Source organism: Granulicella sibirica (assembly GCF_004115155.1).
GTDB classification, from domain to species: domain Bacteria; phylum Acidobacteriota; class Terriglobia; order Terriglobales; family Acidobacteriaceae; genus Edaphobacter; species Edaphobacter sibiricus.
In genome coordinates, this window is record NZ_RDSM01000003.1 from 837,325 (window position 1) to 853,119 (window position 15,795).

Sequence of the window (15,795 nt, forward strand, 5' to 3'; positions counted from 1 at the left end):
TGTACATCCACGTTATCCCTTCCATGGGATGCGCATCCTGGGTAAGGAGGCTGTCGATCGAAGTGTCGAGAAAAGGTAGCTATCGTGCGGGCAACGATGCGGTCCATACAGATGACAGATGAGAGACACAGATGACAGATGAGAGACGCGAATCGGTTCCTTTCACTTCTGCGAATTCCATTACGGACTTGCGCAACCGCAGGAAACTATCCACGAGACACAACATTCCCGACATGGGAGTGTTGTGTCCTGTGGTGAGAGAGTACGCCTTGGCCGTTTCTTGACGTTGAGACCGGGCCCCTTTACTTCATTGCTCTGTGGGAATCGAGGATAGTATGCCTGTTCAGGCCCGACTCGCTGCCGTTGTGTGCTTTGCGTTCTGCCTCACGTCGTCCTTAGCCTGCACCGCGGAAACTCTCAAGGCAGTCTGCCAGCCGACCGTGAGCAAGCCGGTGGTCGTCGTCACTGCAGCCCAGCGCTTAGCCGCGGGCCAGAGAGCAAGGCCACCCTTGACGGACACCTTCGACTGGCCGGATACCCCGCTGGGCGTCATCAAGACCGGCGCAGGCTATGAGTTCTTCGGCAGCGATGGCGGATTCCACTCCCAGCAGACCTGGGAGGGTGAGGAGGTTGGGAATAACAAGAGCGGCTCTGTCGTCGCGACCTCGGGCACGCTCGACAACCCACTTGGCTCCGGTGATCCGCGTGAGGTCAGTATCTCTCCGAATCCAGATCCCGCTGTCAATCCTAATTATTCCAGCTATGGATACATGGGAGGCGGGCCTGTTTTTCAGATCCCTGAAGGCATGCCGCATTCCGGCAGTTTACTCGTGACGTACCACGCCGAGCTCCCGAACGATTCGCTCTATGCTGCCCTCGGGCTCGCTGCTTCTTCCGACCATGGGCGCCACTGGACAGATCTGGGCGAAGTCGTCCGGCTCAACCAGGCGTACGCCGTCGGACTGGACGGTTTTGAAATCGGGGACGGACCGCTCGTGCTTTCTCCAGACCACAAGTATTTCTATCTCTACTTTCCCGATTGGCTTGCTAACGGTACTCTGCACACCGCAAATGCGACCGGTGCCTCCACGACCACGAACGTTTCCGTGGCCCGGGCACCGGTCGGCTCGGTGCTGGAGGCGGCCTTTGGTCCGGAGCCGCGTTGGAGCTTTGATCAGGGTGAAGCCACTCTGGCGCGCCCACACACCGTTCCCTTTGAGAAGCTCTATGGCGGAGGGTGGAAACTGCAGCCCGGCCTCGGCGGTGCCTCGACCGATCTCAGCGCGAAGTCCGTCTACTCGGGATATATCGATATTCACTTCAACACGGATATCCAGCGTTACATCATGATCATCTCGAACGACACAAACTTCGCCTACGCTGAGTCCGTAGACGCGCTCCATTGGACCCTTCCTGTATTGCTCGGCAACTTCGAGACCATCGCCGCCTACCCGACGGCGGTCGGCCTAGGCGATGATCCCCATGTCCTCGGCCGACAGTTCTACGTCTACTTCACCCACTTGCCTACCGATGGCACGGGTTGGACCAATGGATCGCTGCAGAGGCTTACCTTGACCTGTGCGTCGGGACCCCACTAGGCACGGATCCTCGCATGCGTCACGCCGGCGATGCTGGTATGTGGGAGGGTTGCACGTTTCCATCCGGTATCCTAGGTAGACGTGGAGGAGCGGGCTCCCCCATTCCGCATCCGACATAACAATGCCGCTCGAAACCCCTGATACCGCGCCGCCGACCGAAGGTTTGAACCCCGCGCCTGCTTCCACAAGCGGCCTTGCGCCGTTGTCGATTCCGTTGTTTCGCGACCGGTGGATTGCGAGCACGATCTCGAACCTGGGGACGTGGATGCAGGATACGGCGGGGACTTGGCTGATGACGTCGCTGACGGCGAGCCCCCTGCTGATCGCGCTGATGCAGACGGCGGCGAGCCTGCCGATCTTTTTCCTGGGGCTGCTGGCGGGGGCTACGGCCGATATCTTCGACCGGCGGAAGCTGCTGATCTTCTGGCAGACGTGGATGCTGGTTTCGGTGGCGCTGCTGGCGGTGTTTACGTTTCTGGGGCATATCTCGCCGTGGGCTCTGCTGGCGTTTACGTTCCTGCTGAACGTCGGGTCGGCGATGAATAATCCGGCGTGGCAGGCGATCGTGCCGGAGCTTGTGCCTCGGGCGCTGATTCCGGATACGGTGACGCTGAATGCGGCCTCGAACAATATCGCGCGGGCGGTGGGGCCGGCGATCGGCGGGCTGATGGTGGCGGCGTTCAAGAGTCCGCATGCCGGGGCGGGGTGGGTGTTCTTTTTGAATGCGGCTTCGTTCGCGGGGGTGATCTGGGTTCTGGTGAACTGGAAGCGGATGCCGCTGTTCAAGTCGGCGCTGCCTTCGGAGCGGATCGCGGGGTCGATCCGGTCGGGGCTGCGGTATATCCGGTACTCGCCGCCACTGCAGGCTTCGCTGCTGCGGGTGTTTCTGTTTACGTTTTTTGTGTCGGCGGTGTGGTCTCTGCTGGCGCTCGTGGCCAAGCGGGATCTGCACCAGGGGGCGCTTGGATACGGCATTCTGAACGGTGCGCTTGGGGTGGGGGCTCTGATTGGGGCTTCGACGCTCCCGCGCGTGCGCCGGAAGGTTCCGGCCGACACGATCATTACCTTCGCGACTGTGGCTTACGTCGTCACGCTGCTGATTCTGGCGTTTGTGAAGTCGCCACCCATTGTGATCGGGATCCTGGTGGTGGCAGGGTATGCGTGGACGAGCACGATGTCGACGCTGAATGTGAGCGTGCAGCTTTCGGTCCCGGCGTGGGTGCAGGCGCGGGCGCTTGGGGCGTACCTGATGACGTTCCAGGGTGGGCTGGCGCTGGGGTCGATTCTCTGGGGGTTTGTTGCCGAACATACTTCGACGCCGACTGCTCTTGTGGCGTCGTCGATCGGGCTCACGCTCTCGTTGCCGATCGCTCTGCGGTTCCACATCCTGCGCGGGGCGATGCCGGACCTGACGCCCTACCAATGGAAGAACCCGCCGCCGATTCTCGCGCACTTCGATGGCGTTCCGGATGAGCAGCCGACGGCGGGGCCGGTCCGGATTTCGGTCGAGTATGTGATTCCGATTGCGCATTACGCCGAGTTCACGCGCATCATTCACCAGTTCCGCGATGTGCGGCTGCGGGATGGGGCGATTCGCTGGGGGATCTTTCGCGATGCGCAGAATCCGGAACTTCTGAACGAGACGTTCGTGATGGAATCGTGGCTGGACTACCTGCGCTCGCGGGAGAGGCTGACCACGGCGGATATGGCGATTCGTGATCGCCTCCGCGCGATGCACTCGCTGGACCAGCCGCCGCACATCACGCACCAGCTTTATGCGCGCGAAGTTCCGCTGGATGCGCCACAAACCACCCACTGAGCGATTCAAGACTCTAACGAGCAGCCGGTGTAGGATGCTCTTCAGCCGAGCTGGATTTTTCCAAAAGGGAGCACTGCATGCGGGTTGGACTGATGACGCGGGAGTATCCGCCAAACGTTTACGGCGGGGCCGGGGTTCATGTCGAGTACCTGAGCCGCGAGATGGCGAAACTCATCGAAGTGGAGGTCCACGCGTGGGGCAAGCAGGACATGGATACCGGCGTCCTGAAGGTCATTGGTGAGGAGCCTTGGTCGGCTATCAGCGAAGGGACGACGGCCAAGTTCAAGGCGTCGCTCGAGGCGCTCTCGCTGAACCTGCTGCAGATGACTTCGCTGGGCAAGATCGACGTCGTCCATACGCATACCTGGTATGTGTCGATGGCGGGTTTCTGGGCCAAAAAGCTTTTCGGGATTCCGTTCGTGCTGACGACGCACTCGCTTGAGCCGCTGCGGGCTTGGAAGGCCGAGCAGCTCGGTTCGGGCTACCAGATGAGCTCGTGGATGGAGCGGACCGCTATCCTCGATGCGGATGCCGTCATTGCTGTCTCACATGGGACGAAGGCTGACATCATCAAGGCTTACCCGGATGTTTCCCCTGAGAAAATTCACGTGATCTACAACGGGATCGACCTTGATGAGTATCAGAAGACGGCTTCGACCGCGTCGCTGACGAAGTACGGGATCGACCCTGCCAAGCCTTACGTGCTGTTTGTGGGAAGGATCACGCGTCAGAAGGGCGTCACCCATCTGGTGGATGCGATCAAGTACATGCCGGCGGATGTGCAGGTTGTCCTGTGCGCGGGTGCGCCGGACACGCCGGAGATTGCCGCGGAGATGCGCGCCAAGGTCGAGACCGCGCGGGAGCAGAACCCGAACATCTTCTGGATCGAGCAGATGGTGACAAAGCCGGAGACGATTGAGCTTTACAGTCACTGCGCGGTCTTCTGCTGCCCTTCGGTGTACGAACCGTTCGGGATTATCAACCTTGAAGCGATGGCCTGCCGGGCTCCCGTGGTTGCGAGTGCGACCGGGGGCATCCTGGAGGTCGTCGTCGAGAACGAAACGGGGTACCTCGTTCCGTTCGAGGCTGATCCGGTGACTACGTTCCCGTCGAACCCGGAACAGTTCTCAAAGGATCTGGCCGCGAAGGTCACGGCTGTTCTCGAGGATCCGGCGAAGGCGAAGGCGTTCGGCGAGGCGGGACGGCGGCGCGTTGAAGATACGTTTGCCTGGTCGGCGATTGCTACCCAGACTGTTGCGCTCTATCGGTCGCTGCTGGCGGAGATGGCCGAGAAGAAATAGTCTTTTGCGATGAGGGAACGGCGGTGTATCCGGTTTGCGTTTGTACTGTGCGTGGGGATTGGGTCCAGCCTGGGGGCTTTGGCCCAGGGACCATCCCCGGCTCGACGGATGGCGGATACCGTCGTTGCCAAGTGGCCGAAGGCGTATCTGCCTTCGCTCAACACGCCCGGGAAATGGACGTATGAAGAGGGTGTGCTGCTCGACGGGATGACGGCCGAATGGCGCGTCACTGGCGATCGCAGATACTTCGAGTACCTCAAGGGAACGATCGACCCGCATATCGACGGCGATGCGACGGGTGCGGTTCCGATTATTGGGTATCCCGCTGACCAGCACTCGCTCGACAACATCAAGACGGGCCAGTCGCTGCTGACGCTCTACCGTGTGACGCTCCAACCGAAGTACTACCGCGCGGCAAAGTATGTTCGCGACCAGCTTCGGGAGCAGAAGCGTACGCCAAGTGGAGGCTTCTGGCACAAGGACATCTATCCCAACCAGGTTTGGCTGGACGGCGCGTACATGGCGGGGCCGTTCCTCGCGGAGTACGGCGCGACCTTTCACGAATCCGAGGCATTCGATGAGGCGGTTGGCGAACTCATCCTGATGGACTCGAAGATGCGCGACCCGAAGACCGGGTTGATGCGTCATGGATGGGATGAGTCGAAGCAGATGCCGTGGGCCGACCCCGTGACGGGTCTGAGTCCCGAGGTGTGGGCACGTGCGATGGGCTGGTACGCGATGGCGCTGGTCGATGTGCTGGAGTGGCTGCCGGAAGACTATCCTCGGAGGCCAGCTTTGCTGGCTGCGCTCAACCGGACGGCGCAGGCGATCACGAAGTACCAGGATTCTACGACAGGGCTTTGGTACCAGGTCGTCGATAAGCAAGCGCAGCCGGGGAATTACTTCGAGCAGTCGGCCAGTTCGATGTTTGTTTATGCGCTCGCCAAGGGAGCGCGGCTTGGGTATCTTCCGCAAAACGACGAGGCGAACGCGAGGAAGGGCTGGGCTGGGATCCAAAAGAAGTTTGTGACTTCCGGAGCGGATGGGCTGGTCTCTTTGGGCGGAACGGTGAAGGTCGGCGGTTTGGGTGGGAAGCCGTATCGCTCCGGCACGTTTGATTACTACGTTCATGAGCCCGTGATTGCTGACGACGCCAAGGGCATCGGGGCTTACCTGCTTGCGGGCAGCGAGATGGAGCAGGCGGACACTGAGGCAAAGGCGCAGGGAAAAACGGTGCTCGTGGACGCGTGGTTCAACTCGCAGACGCGCACCAACGCTGCTGGGCAGACGGAACTCTTTCACTACAAGTGGGACGACGATTCGAACAACGGCTTTTCATTCTTTGGGCGCATGTTTCAGCGCTACGGCATGAGGCTCGCCGAGCAGAAGACGGCGCCAACGCCTGCCGATCTCAAGCGGGTGAGCATTTATATCTTCGCGTCACCCGACATTCCATCCAAGAATCCGCGCCCGAGCTACATGGACCCCAAGACGGTTGAGGTTGTCGCGGACTGGGTGAAGGCGGGCGGCGTACTCGTCCTGATGCAGAACGACGGGCCGAACGCGGAGTTCGAGCACTTCGACGCGCTGGGTGACCGGTTCGGGATCCACTTCAATCCGGTCCTGCGCAATCACGTCCTGACGGAAGACAAGACCCCGGGGCTCCTCACGATTCCGGCAGGCGCGGGAGGGATCTTCGAGCGGGAGCACCACACCTACATGAAGGACACGTGCACCATCACCGTCTCCGGCGCGGCGAAGGCGGCGCTGACGGACAAAGGCGATGTCATGATGGCAACCGTGCGGTACGGGAAGGGAATCGTGTACGCAGTGGTCGACCCATGGCTCTATAACGAGTACACGGACGGAAGAAACCTCACCCCATCGATCGACACCTTCGCTGCGGGGCTGGATCTTGTCCACTGGCTTGCAGGTGAGGCGAAGTAATCAGTCGGCGATGCGTTCGAGCGAGAGCGAATCGCGAAGATCGTTCGCCAGGAGACGCAATCGTGCGGGGTCGGGCGCGGAACCGTCTTCCGGGGAGAGCGCTTCCTCCATGAGCCTCGCCAGCCGCGTACCTTCCGTGTAACCGAAGGTGCCGAGCGCGCCTGCAAGTTTGTGAGCCGTACCGGCCGCCTCAAAGCGCATTGCCTCGGTGATCTCGCCGGCTTCGGCTGCCGCGGCGACCGTATTGAAGGAATCGAGACGTGATCGGAGGACAGGAAGGTTTTTCTGCCAGAGCTTCCGCAGCATCAGCGCCATGTTTTCCAACTGCGCGGAGGGCTTGGAAGGGGGGGGAGGGGAAGATGGTGCAGGGGCTCTGTCTGGCGGCAATGATTGCGACGCTCCAGACTCAGGAGTACCGCGGGAGCCAGACTCTTTTTCTGCTTCGAAAGGCATTAGTCGGAGCCTGGGAAGGGATGGCGCGCCTCTAGAGTGCCAGCGGTTCTTTCCAGCCAAGAACATCAGCTATCTGGCTGGCAAGCGTAAGAGGATCGAATGGCTTGAACAATACAGCAGAGAAGCCGAGTCCCGCAAATCTGCGCTGATCGACGCCCTGAACCTTCGCGGTGAGGAGAAGCACCGGGATTCCCGCAACTCCCGGGGTCACCTGCATCTTGCGGAATGTCGTCGGCCCATCCATTTCGGGCATCATGACATCCATCAGGATGGCTTCCGGCTTTGGATCGGACTCGACCGCCATCCGGATGCCCTCCGCGCCTGAAGAGGCGGTCGTAATCGACCACCCGGCCGTCGCCTCGAGGGAGAGTGCGGCTACTTCGCGAATGTCATCTTCGTCATCAATGATGAGGATTCGGCGCATATTACGATTCTCTCACGCATTTGCCAGATATGTGTGTTCCGTGCGCTGCATATTGTCTTAGATTGGCGCGAAGAAGATGGTTCTTTGTCAGCCCAGGCGCAATACCCGGCCAAGCTCCGAGAACAGGAAGTTCTCATTGAAGGGCTTCTGCACCCATCCCTGCGCTTCGTTTTCCATCGCGGGGCGTTCGCTGGAGGAGAGCACCGACAGGATAACGACTGGGATCTTCGCGGTCACGGGACTGTCCTTGAGCCTCTGAAGGGTCTCCCACCCGTTAAGACCGTTCGGCATGTAAAGGTCGAGAAGGATCGCGCTCAGCTTCTGGCGCGACGCGATTTCAAGGGCCTGCTCACCGGTGGAGGTCTCCAGCACGGTATAGCCGCGCCGCCGCAAGTGCTCGGTCACCACCGTGCGGATTCCCGGGTCGTCATCGCAGACAAGAACCGCTCCGGCGTCACGTCCAGGAGCAGGGCTGAGGGGTTGCGGCACCTTCCCGGGAATACGGTCCGTCGAACGATTGCTGCGGGGAAGGTCAACGCACAGGCTCGCGCCGACAGTCGGGTTCCGCTGCGCCCAGATTGCGCCGCCGTGCTGCTGGATGATGCTGCGGCAGATGGCCAGACCGAGGCCGGTACCGCCCTTCTCGCGGGCGTCGGTCGCGTCAACCTGCTGGAACCGATCAAAGACCGTCTCCAGCTTGTCCTGCGGAATGCCTCGGCCCTCGTCGCTTACGCGAAGCTGGAGGAGATCAGGGGACGCCTCGACATAGATCGTGACCGTCGTATTCGGCGGCGAGAACTTGATGGAGTTCGAGAGGAGATTGAGGAGCACCTGGAGGATACGGTCGGATTCGCCGTCGAAATAGAGGGGAATAGGCCCTCCGGAATCGCGGCCCCGACGACGCTCCCCATCGCCTCTGCGTTCCTCACGGCGGCGCTCCAGATACGGCGTGCCCGGGCGTTGCCGCCCTTCTGTGTTGCCATCGAGGACGACGGGAGTGACTTCCGCCGGTTCCGATTCTGGTGCGACGGGAGCAGGAAGAGAGTTGGCCGGTGGCGAATAGACGAGCTTGACGCCGGCGGCATCCGCCATTGGCGACATCGTTTCCATCGCCTGCGTAACCAGATCGCCCAGGAGGCATCGCTGCAACTGCAGAGGCGCCCGGCCTGATTCCAACCGTTCCAGGTCGAGGATATCGTTTACCAAGCGGATCAGCCGGTCCGTGTTGGTGATCGCGATCCTCAGCAGTTTGTTTGCTTTGGCATCGACCGAACCCATCAGACCCGCGGAGAGGAGGCCGAGTGCGCCGCGAATGCTGGTGAGTGGGGTGCGTAGCTCATGGGAGACCGTCGAGATGAATTCGTTCCGGACTGTGTCGAGCTGCGTGCGGCGGGTGGTCTCAAGATCGTCGAGGCGCAGCTTCTCTCCCGCCTCCGCGAGTTGCGCCTTCAACGCGGCGATCCTTCTCCGGGTTCGCAGCCATGCGATGAGCAGTCCGCCGCTTGACGCGGTGAGCAGAAGCAGGGCGATGGGGCCTGAAGAATTCATCAGCGGATGCATGTGATGTTACTCCAGCTACGTCGTGCAGATGGCGAAGGAATCTCTGACGGCACCCAAAAAACCATAACCTCTTTGTAGCCACCACGAAAAGGCCGCCCAGATACTGGGCGGCGGCTTGTTCCTAAAGTAACACGAAGCTCTGGTTACGCGTTGACGACGGCCCGTTCGAGCACTTGCGTCCACTTTTTGCCCGTGCGCTCGGCGAAGGCCTCCTTGTGGAACGCGTAGCCGGCAATGAGGGGAAGCGCGAGCGTCGCTTCGGAGTAGACCATCTGCTCCCACACGGTATCGACCTTGCCCCAGGAACTCGCTTCCTTCAGCGTCGAGCCGGAGAGAGCGCCGTCGCGCGAGTCCGCCACCGTAATCTGAATGGCGTACTTGTGCATCGGTGCGTCGACGCCCAGAATCTCGGCCGCGACGACGATATCCTGGGCGAAGTTCTTGGGGACGCCGCCGCCGATCATCAGAAGGCCGGTCGACGGGTTCTCGATCTTCAGCTTGGTGAGCTCGTAGAAGTCCTTGGCGGAGTCAATCGAGACCATGGGCTTGCCCTGGCGGGCGTGCTGGTGGGCAACGAGGCCGAAGCCGGCGGAGCAATCCGAGAACGCGGGACAGAAGATTGGCACGTCCTTCTCGTAGGCCGCGAGGATGATCGAATCGTTGTTCCCCTCGGCGGGGGTGCGACCGTTCTCGACGAGATAGGCTCCCATCGCGCGGATAAACTCGCGCGAGCTGTAGGGGCGGTGCTCGAGGGAGTTCGTGATCTTCTCCGTGGTGGCGTCGCACTCACGCAGCTCTTCCTCGTCGATGAACGTGTCGTAGATGCGGTCGATCATCAATTCACGCAGGACGCCGTCTTCGTTGCCGTACTTGTACTGATCGCTGGCGATGTAGTGCCGGTAGCCCAGCGCCTCGAAGAAGTCCTGGTCGACGATGTTCGCGCCGGTCGAAACGATGGCGTCGACCATGTTGTTGCGGATGAGGTCGACGAAGACCTTCTGGAGGCCGGCCGAGATCAGCGAGCCGGCGAGGCAGAGGATGACGCCGCAGTCGGTATCGCGCAGCATCATGTCGTAGATGCTGGCCGCACGCGCCGTATCGCGGGAGGAGAAGGCCATGGAGGCCATGGCGTCGACCAGCGGAACGACGTTGTGCTGCTTGATATCAATGTGCTGGATCTGGGCGGCGAGAAGTTCTTTTTTCGTAGGCATATCCCTTTTAGGATACCAAGCCTGTTCCGGGAAATGCTGATTTTCGGTGAATTTCACCGGACGTTCCGCGCTGCGTTTCCTCCTTGCTATGACCTCAGAAAGGCCTGGACGGCGGCGTCGAAGGCCGCAGGCTGGTCATACATGATGAAGTGCCGCGAGTTGTCGATCCGAGTGATCTTCAGGTTGGGCGTTCCGCTGTAGGCCGTGGTGTAGAGCGCGGTTACGGTAGCCGCATCGGGCTGTCTGGCCGGGTCTACGGGGTAGAGAAGCGTCATCGGCGTTTTCATCGCAGATAGCGTGGGCCGGATGTCGGTTGCCAGGTCCTCAAGCATGGCGTTCACGAAGACTGTTCGGTCGGAGGCAATTGAGCTGGTGGTGACGAGCTTCGCGCCTTCCGGCGATTTCACCATCGCGCTGACGATGGCCGGTTGCATCGCGGCGAACTGGTCGGCGGGCATGGCCAGCATCTGCGCCGCCATGGCCTGCGCCTGCGGCTTTACCAACTCGACCGTCGCGACCGGGTTGAAGACGAGACCGTAAAAGGGGAGGGTGTCGACGATGAGCATCTTCGACACGTCTTCCGGGTGAGCCTGGGCGAGCATCATGGCCAGCAGACCGCCGAGCGAATGGCCAATGACGGCGGGATGAAGGTGATTGGCGACGATGTACTGGTGCAACTCTTCGACGACGGGTTCAAGGATTGGGCCGGTCGCGTTCGGTCCGGCAGGCGCACCGGCGAATCCGTCGATCTGAACGAGGTGCAGGCGGTACGAGGAAACGAGCAGTTTCGCCTCGTCCGCGTAGACCGCCTTCGAACTTGCGAGGCCGGGGATCAGAAGCACATCCGGACCTTTGCCTGCGGGCAGGCCCTGGACTTCGACGGTAAGACGCGTGGGCTGCTGGGCGCGGAGCGCGAGAACGGTTCCGAGAAGAAACAGGATGAGGGCAAATGCTCTGTAAAGATTGTCGCGATTCATGGGACCTCCTGATCGTGGTGCAACGGCTGAGATCGATCCTTACAGCGCGCGGAAGCGGTGGGTAGTTGAGCGTGTCACAAAAGCGCCGTGACAGATGTCACCCGGATTCAGGGCCTTCTTCGAGAAAGATCGCCTCGATGGTGGTTCCGAAGAGCTTCGCCAGTCTGAACGCGAGGGGAAGCGAGGGGTCGAACTTCCCCGTCTCGATTGCGTTCACCGACTGTCGGGAGACCTCGAGCTTTTGCGCCAGATCCGCCTGGGACCAGTTCCGTTCGGCCCTCAGGACCTTTAGCCGATTGTTCATGGTTCTCCTTCCCGGATGTTAGCGGTAGCGTAATCGCACAATGGGTGTGGCGATGCCGACGACAAACCAGAAGATCGCAAAGTCGAAGTACCGGGGGAGATGCGGGATAGAGACGTACAGCTCAAGAAAACCCAGGACGGTGGAGAGCGCGAGCGTTCCGCCGATGCCCCAGAGCATCGACTGAATGGTCACGGTCTTCTCGAACTCATCCGTCTGTTCGATCAGGTAGAGCCCTACGACGACAAGAACGGCGAGGAGAGGAATCGCGGGTAAGACCGCGATCGTGTATGCGATCGCTCCACCCGGATGCTGATGGCGGAAGATCCAGGTTGAGAGAAAGATGAGGACGACGTAGACTGCCATCGCTGAGAAGAATCGAAACATGTACCGTTTCATTGCTAAGGTTTGCGGAAAGCAGCTCATGATTGGTCTCCTTTACTGAAAGACAAGTAAACATTACATTGGAGATGTCTGCGGTGTCAAGTGTGCTTGTCATTCTTTGATCCCTGCCCCGAGTATTTGTCGCAAGTTCCCCTACGGGCGACAATCCCAACATGAATGTGAACTTCGCCGAGCGGGCCCACAACCACAACTGGCGTCTGGACCCGATCGTTCGATCGCTGCTGGACACGGATTTCTACAAGCTGCTGATGCTGCAGTTCATCTGGAAGAACTTCCCCAAGGTTGAGGTCGTCAGCGAGGTGGTGAATCGCACGCGGACGGTGCGGCTTGGCGATCACGTTTCGCGTGAAACGCTCGTCGCCCAGATGGAGCACGTCCGTGGGCTGCGCTTCCGCCGTTCCGAACTCGTGTGGCTGGCGGGCAATACGTTCTATGGCACGCGGTTCATCTTCGAGCCGGAGTTCCTGACGTGGCTGGAGAATGACTTTCGCCTGTCGGAGTACGAGGTGTCCGAGGAGGATGGGCAGCTCAAGATTTGCTTCCGGGGCCTGTGGTCCGAGGTCACCATGTGGGAGGTGTACGCGCTCGCGCTCGTCAGCGAGATGCGCACGCGGTCGGCGTTGAGCCGGCTGAGCGAGATGGAGCTCGACGTTCTGTACGCGCGGGCGAAGACGAAGCTATGGGACAAGATTGAGAAGCTTCGGCTGGTGCCGGACGTTCGTATCTCCGAGTTCGGGACACGGAGGCGCCACAGTTTTCTTTGGCAGGAGTATGTCGTCGAAGCCATGCGCAATACGCTTGGGGCTTCCCTCACGGGGTCGTCAAATACCTTTCTGGCTTATAAACACGATCTTGAGGCCATGGGTACGAACGCGCACGAACTTCCCATGGCGCTTGCCGCCATCGCTTCCAAGGGAACGGACGAAGAGCTGCGGGCGTCGCAGTACCGCGTACTTGAGCTATGGGCGAAGAGTTATGGAGGCGAACTCCTTATTATGCTTCCCGATACTTTTGGGACGACTCAGTTCCTTGCCGGGGCGCCTGACTGGGTTGCCGACTGGACGGGCCAGCGCGCCGACAGCAAGAACCCCTTCGTCGCAGGCGATGAGTATTGCGCCTGGCTCGCCCTGCGGGGAAGAGACGCAACGAAGAAGCGTTTTATCGCCTCGGACGGGCTCGACGTCGATGGAATTCTCGAACTTCACCGGTACTTCCACGGACGCATCCGCTTCTCCGCCGGGTGGGGTACGTTGCTGACGAATGATTTCCGTGACTGCCATCCGCGGAACGAAGATGATCTCGAGCCGATTAGCCTCGTGTGCAAGCTCGTCACCGTGGACGGAGTGCCCGCCGTCAAGCTATCGGATAACACGCGTAAGTCCACCGGTCCGGCTGACCAGATCGCGCGCTACCGCCGTGTCTTCGGCAGCGAGGCCGAGGCTGGAGCGCCGGTGCTCGTCTAAGTCGAGTCGAATCTGCGGTTGTTTTTGGCGTAATCCGCCCGGAATATACTTTTCCCATGACGCCCCGCCCAACCCTTGTCCGCCTGGCCGCGATTGCGATTCTGCCGCTTGTCACCCTTCAGCCAGCCTTCTCGTGGGGCCATGACGGCCACATGATGATTAACCGGCTTGCGGCGCAGAATCTGCCGGTCGAGGTGCCTGCCTTCCTGCATAACGGCGAGGCACTCGATCTGATGGAGTATCTGGGGCCGGAGCCCGACCATTGGAACGGGAAGCTCGAGCCGGAGCTGTCGAAGACCCAAGGGACCGACCACTTCATGGATCTCGAGTATGCGGACCTGATCGCGCCGCTGCCCCGCAAACGCTACGACTTCTTCCGCGCCCTGGCCGCTGCTCAGCCACAGCATCCCGACGTCAAGCTCACGCCAGAGAACGTCGGCACCCAGCCCTACCAGGTTGAGGAGGTCTTTCAACGTCTGAAGTCGGCCATGCGCGACTACCGGAAGCTGGCCGCCGCCAACCAGAACGTTCAGCCGGTCGAGACCGTCATCCTCTTTTACGCGGGCTGGCTTGGGCACTATGTCGGTGATGGCTCCAACCCTCTCCACGCCACCTATCAGTACAACGGATGGAATGGCCCGAACCCGAATGGCTACAGCACCGCGCATACGGTGCACGCGGAGTTCGAGTCGGACTTCGTCGCGAATAACGTGCGGAGCGCCGATCTTCAGCCTCTGATCGCAGCCTCCACGCCGACGCTGATGGCTGATGAGTGGACGGAATACCTGGCGTACCTGCATCACTCCAATAGCGAAGTCGAAAAGACCTACCAGATTGAAAAGGCAGGGGGCTTTCTGAAGGCCGGCACTCCGGATGGCAAGGCCTTCGTCGACGAGCGGCTCGCCGCCGGGGCTATCGAGCTGCGTGACATGATCTACACCGCGTGGGTCCGCAGCGGCGACCCGGTGCCTGCGAAGTAGATCAGCCGCTCGTAGCCTAGCGTTGAATACGCTCGTTCAGTCCGTTCAGGATGGGCGTAAGGAGAAGCACCACCATTGGCGCGACGACAATCGAGACCAGTGCCCAGATCACGAGCGCATGCCACTCCCACGTCCACAGCAGCCTGGTTGTGTCGATCGGGTGATGACGCGCCGCGGAGATGAGCGCTCTATGGTGGAGAGGCAAGCGGCCGGTGTGAAAGACCTTGTCTCCAAGCCGGATGAACACGAAGAAGAACGCGATCTCAAGCGGATACGAAAGATGGGTCGCGATCTGCGAGGCTACCAGGTTCAGCCGCAGGAGCGCGGCCACAGTCAGCGAGATGAGCGTCGTCGAGCCCAGAAGCGGGTTGATCCCGATGACGAAACCGATCGCGATGCTCCAGGCCAGCTTTCTCGGCGTGCACCCGATGCGCAGAAGGTCCACCAGCGGGTTGACGATACGCCGGTGCAGGAAGCTCTGCTGCTGCACGGACTTGGACGGGGATGACACCTGTGAACAGGATAGACTGCCCACGGGGTCCTCACTGCACCCGAGCGAACAGAAGGGGTTCAAAACCAGGTGCAATTTTTGCGTACTCTGCGTGCGGTTCGCCGCACGATTGTCCTCGTCGGCGTCTTTATTTACGCCGGGACGGAACTGATTCTTACCCGCCCCAAAGATCGCGTCGCCCGTGCCGACTGGCTTCATCGCTTCTGTGCCCGTGCCATCAAACGCTTCGGGATCAAGGTAGACGTCATCGGGAAGCCGCCTGACAAGGGCGTCCTCATCTCGAATCATCTCAGCTATATGGATATCGTCACGTTCGCGGCGCTGCACCGTTGCGTTTTCTGCTCCAAGGCTGAGATCCGGACATGGCCTGTTCTCGGCTGGATGACGACCATGGCTGGAACGGTCTACGTGGAGCGCGGACGGGGTGGTTCCGCGGTCAAGGCCGCCAAGGGGATGCAGGAGGCCAGCGCCGCCGGCCTTCCGGTCATCTTCTTTCCTGAGGGAACGACCTCGAACGGTGAGGGGCTGCTGAAGTTTCACTCCGGCCTGCTGGCCCAAGCGATGGCGAGCGAAGAACCCATCGTTCCGGCGTTCATCCGGTATCACCTGGATCAGGACAATGGGCCGGACGTGTCAATTGCGGACGATGTGTCTTACTGGGGCAATCGAGACATGCTTGCGCACATCTTCAAGTTTCTTGGCCTGAAGGGGGTTCGGGTCGAGGTGCGGTTTGCGGAGAAGCCCATCCAGTTCTCCGCCGACGTTCTCCACCGTAAGGTTGCAGCCGACGAGGCAAGAGTGGCCGTGGCGCGGGTTGGCGGGATTCGCGTCTGAATTTTTGATCG

Annotated in this window: 15 protein-coding genes; 7 read left to right on the forward strand and 8 right to left on the reverse strand. The window is 60.7% G+C overall.

Annotated features, from left to right (window positions below):
• The first annotated feature begins 335 nt into the window (after nucleotides 1–335).
• The 4 genes from GRAN_RS20180 (at nucleotide 336) to GRAN_RS20195 (ending at nucleotide 6,665) form a co-directional block, all read left to right on the forward strand.
• On the forward strand, nucleotides 336–1,598 hold the full coding sequence (locus GRAN_RS20180) for a hypothetical protein (RefSeq protein WP_128914817.1): 1,263 nt from the start codon (nucleotides 336–338) through the stop codon (nucleotides 1,596–1,598).
• Nucleotides 1,599–1,719: 121 nt separating this feature from the next.
• Nucleotides 1,720–3,417 (forward strand): MFS transporter, encoded by a 1,698-nt coding sequence (locus GRAN_RS20185; protein WP_128914818.1) that lies wholly within the window; start codon nucleotides 1,720–1,722, stop codon nucleotides 3,415–3,417.
• Between the two features lie 77 nt (nucleotides 3,418–3,494).
• The gene (glgA, locus tag GRAN_RS20190) at nucleotides 3,495–4,718 is read left to right on the forward strand and encodes a glycogen synthase (RefSeq protein WP_128914819.1); all 1,224 of its coding nucleotides are present in this window, start codon (nucleotides 3,495–3,497) and stop codon (nucleotides 4,716–4,718) included.
• Between the two features lie 9 nt (nucleotides 4,719–4,727).
• Entirely contained in the window at nucleotides 4,728–6,665 is a 1,938-nt protein-coding gene (locus GRAN_RS20195) for a glycoside hydrolase family 88 protein (RefSeq protein WP_128914820.1), read from the forward strand.
• On the opposite strand, the gene GRAN_RS25805 is transcribed toward GRAN_RS20195, so the two are convergent.
• From GRAN_RS25805 to GRAN_RS20230, 7 genes are all read right to left on the reverse strand, one after another.
• Complete coding sequence (locus GRAN_RS25805) at nucleotides 6,666–6,980, reverse strand: Hpt domain-containing protein (RefSeq protein ID WP_192898041.1); 315 nt, start codon at nucleotides 6,978–6,980, stop codon at nucleotides 6,666–6,668.
• A gap of 169 nt (nucleotides 6,981–7,149) precedes the next feature.
• Nucleotides 7,150–7,542 (reverse strand): response regulator, encoded by a 393-nt coding sequence (locus tag GRAN_RS20205; protein ID WP_128914822.1) that lies wholly within the window; start codon nucleotides 7,540–7,542, stop codon nucleotides 7,150–7,152.
• 87 nt (nucleotides 7,543–7,629) lie between these two features.
• Complete coding sequence (locus GRAN_RS20210; RefSeq protein ID WP_241655038.1) at nucleotides 7,630–9,090, reverse strand: ATP-binding response regulator; 1,461 nt, start codon at nucleotides 9,088–9,090, stop codon at nucleotides 7,630–7,632.
• Nucleotides 9,091–9,245: 155 nt separating this feature from the next.
• Entirely contained in the window at nucleotides 9,246–10,313 is a 1,068-nt protein-coding gene (locus tag GRAN_RS20215) for a 1,9-bis(guanidino)-5-aza-nonane synthase (RefSeq protein ID WP_128914823.1), read from the reverse strand.
• A gap of 86 nt (nucleotides 10,314–10,399) precedes the next feature.
• Nucleotides 10,400–11,290 carry an alpha/beta fold hydrolase gene (locus tag GRAN_RS20220; protein WP_128914824.1) on the reverse strand — a complete coding sequence of 297 codons (891 nt, stop codon included), beginning with the start codon at nucleotides 11,288–11,290 and terminating at the stop codon, nucleotides 10,400–10,402.
• A gap of 97 nt (nucleotides 11,291–11,387) precedes the next feature.
• Entirely contained in the window at nucleotides 11,388–11,594 is a 207-nt protein-coding gene (locus GRAN_RS20225; protein ID WP_128914825.1) for a helix-turn-helix transcriptional regulator, read from the reverse strand.
• 18 nt (nucleotides 11,595–11,612) lie between these two features.
• Nucleotides 11,613–11,978 carry a hypothetical protein gene (locus GRAN_RS20230; RefSeq protein ID WP_128914826.1) on the reverse strand — a complete coding sequence of 122 codons (366 nt, stop codon included), beginning with the start codon at nucleotides 11,976–11,978 and terminating at the stop codon, nucleotides 11,613–11,615.
• 170 nt (nucleotides 11,979–12,148) lie between these two features.
• Here GRAN_RS20230 and pncB point away from each other — a divergent pair, with 170 nt between their 5' ends.
• Nucleotides 12,149–13,459, forward strand: a complete 1,311-nt coding sequence (gene pncB, locus GRAN_RS20235; RefSeq protein ID WP_128914827.1) for a nicotinate phosphoribosyltransferase — start codon at nucleotides 12,149–12,151, stop codon at nucleotides 13,457–13,459.
• A gap of 56 nt (nucleotides 13,460–13,515) precedes the next feature.
• Nucleotides 13,516–14,439 (forward strand): S1/P1 nuclease, encoded by a 924-nt coding sequence (locus GRAN_RS20240; RefSeq protein WP_128914828.1) that lies wholly within the window; start codon nucleotides 13,516–13,518, stop codon nucleotides 14,437–14,439.
• A gap of 16 nt (nucleotides 14,440–14,455) precedes the next feature.
• On the opposite strand, the gene GRAN_RS20245 is transcribed toward GRAN_RS20240, so the two are convergent.
• Nucleotides 14,456–14,974 (reverse strand): DUF2062 domain-containing protein, encoded by a 519-nt coding sequence (locus tag GRAN_RS20245; RefSeq protein WP_241655039.1) that lies wholly within the window; start codon nucleotides 14,972–14,974, stop codon nucleotides 14,456–14,458.
• Between the two features lie 54 nt (nucleotides 14,975–15,028).
• On the opposite strand from GRAN_RS20245, the gene GRAN_RS20250 reads away from it, so the two are divergent.
• On the forward strand, nucleotides 15,029–15,784 hold the full coding sequence (locus GRAN_RS20250) for a lysophospholipid acyltransferase family protein (protein ID WP_128914830.1): 756 nt from the start codon (nucleotides 15,029–15,031) through the stop codon (nucleotides 15,782–15,784).
• Nucleotides 15,785–15,795: the final 11 nt, after the last annotated feature.

What these genes read in the sequence shown, in the direction of transcription:
- GRAN_RS20195 (WP_128914820.1), top strand. Translation starts at nt 4,728, where the DNA reads ATGAGGGAACGGCGGTGTATCCGGTTTGCGTTTGTACTGTGCGTGGGG.
- GRAN_RS20215 (WP_128914823.1), bottom strand. Translation starts at nt 10,313, where the DNA reads ATGCCTACGAAAAAAGAACTTCTCGCCGCCCAGATCCAGCACATTGAT.
- GRAN_RS20240 (WP_128914828.1), top strand. Translation starts at nt 13,516, where the DNA reads ATGACGCCCCGCCCAACCCTTGTCCGCCTGGCCGCGATTGCGATTCTG.
- GRAN_RS20220 (WP_128914824.1), bottom strand. Translation starts at nt 11,290, where the DNA reads ATGAATCGCGACAATCTTTACAGAGCATTTGCCCTCATCCTGTTTCTT.
- GRAN_RS25805 (WP_192898041.1), bottom strand. Translation starts at nt 6,980, where the DNA reads ATGGCGCTGATGCTGCGGAAGCTCTGGCAGAAAAACCTTCCTGTCCTC.
- GRAN_RS20180 (WP_128914817.1), top strand. Translation starts at nt 336, where the DNA reads ATGCCTGTTCAGGCCCGACTCGCTGCCGTTGTGTGCTTTGCGTTCTGC.
- GRAN_RS20205 (WP_128914822.1), bottom strand. Translation starts at nt 7,542, where the DNA reads ATGCGCCGAATCCTCATCATTGATGACGAAGATGACATTCGCGAAGTA.
- GRAN_RS20185 (WP_128914818.1), top strand. Translation starts at nt 1,720, where the DNA reads ATGCCGCTCGAAACCCCTGATACCGCGCCGCCGACCGAAGGTTTGAAC.
- GRAN_RS20230 (WP_128914826.1), bottom strand. Translation starts at nt 11,978, where the DNA reads ATGTTTCGATTCTTCTCAGCGATGGCAGTCTACGTCGTCCTCATCTTT.
- GRAN_RS20210 (WP_241655038.1), bottom strand. Translation starts at nt 9,090, where the DNA reads ATGAATTCTTCAGGCCCCATCGCCCTGCTTCTGCTCACCGCGTCAAGC.
- glgA (WP_128914819.1), top strand. Translation starts at nt 3,495, where the DNA reads ATGCGGGTTGGACTGATGACGCGGGAGTATCCGCCAAACGTTTACGGC.
- GRAN_RS20225 (WP_128914825.1), bottom strand. Translation starts at nt 11,594, where the DNA reads ATGAACAATCGGCTAAAGGTCCTGAGGGCCGAACGGAACTGGTCCCAG.
- pncB (WP_128914827.1), top strand. Translation starts at nt 12,149, where the DNA reads ATGAATGTGAACTTCGCCGAGCGGGCCCACAACCACAACTGGCGTCTG.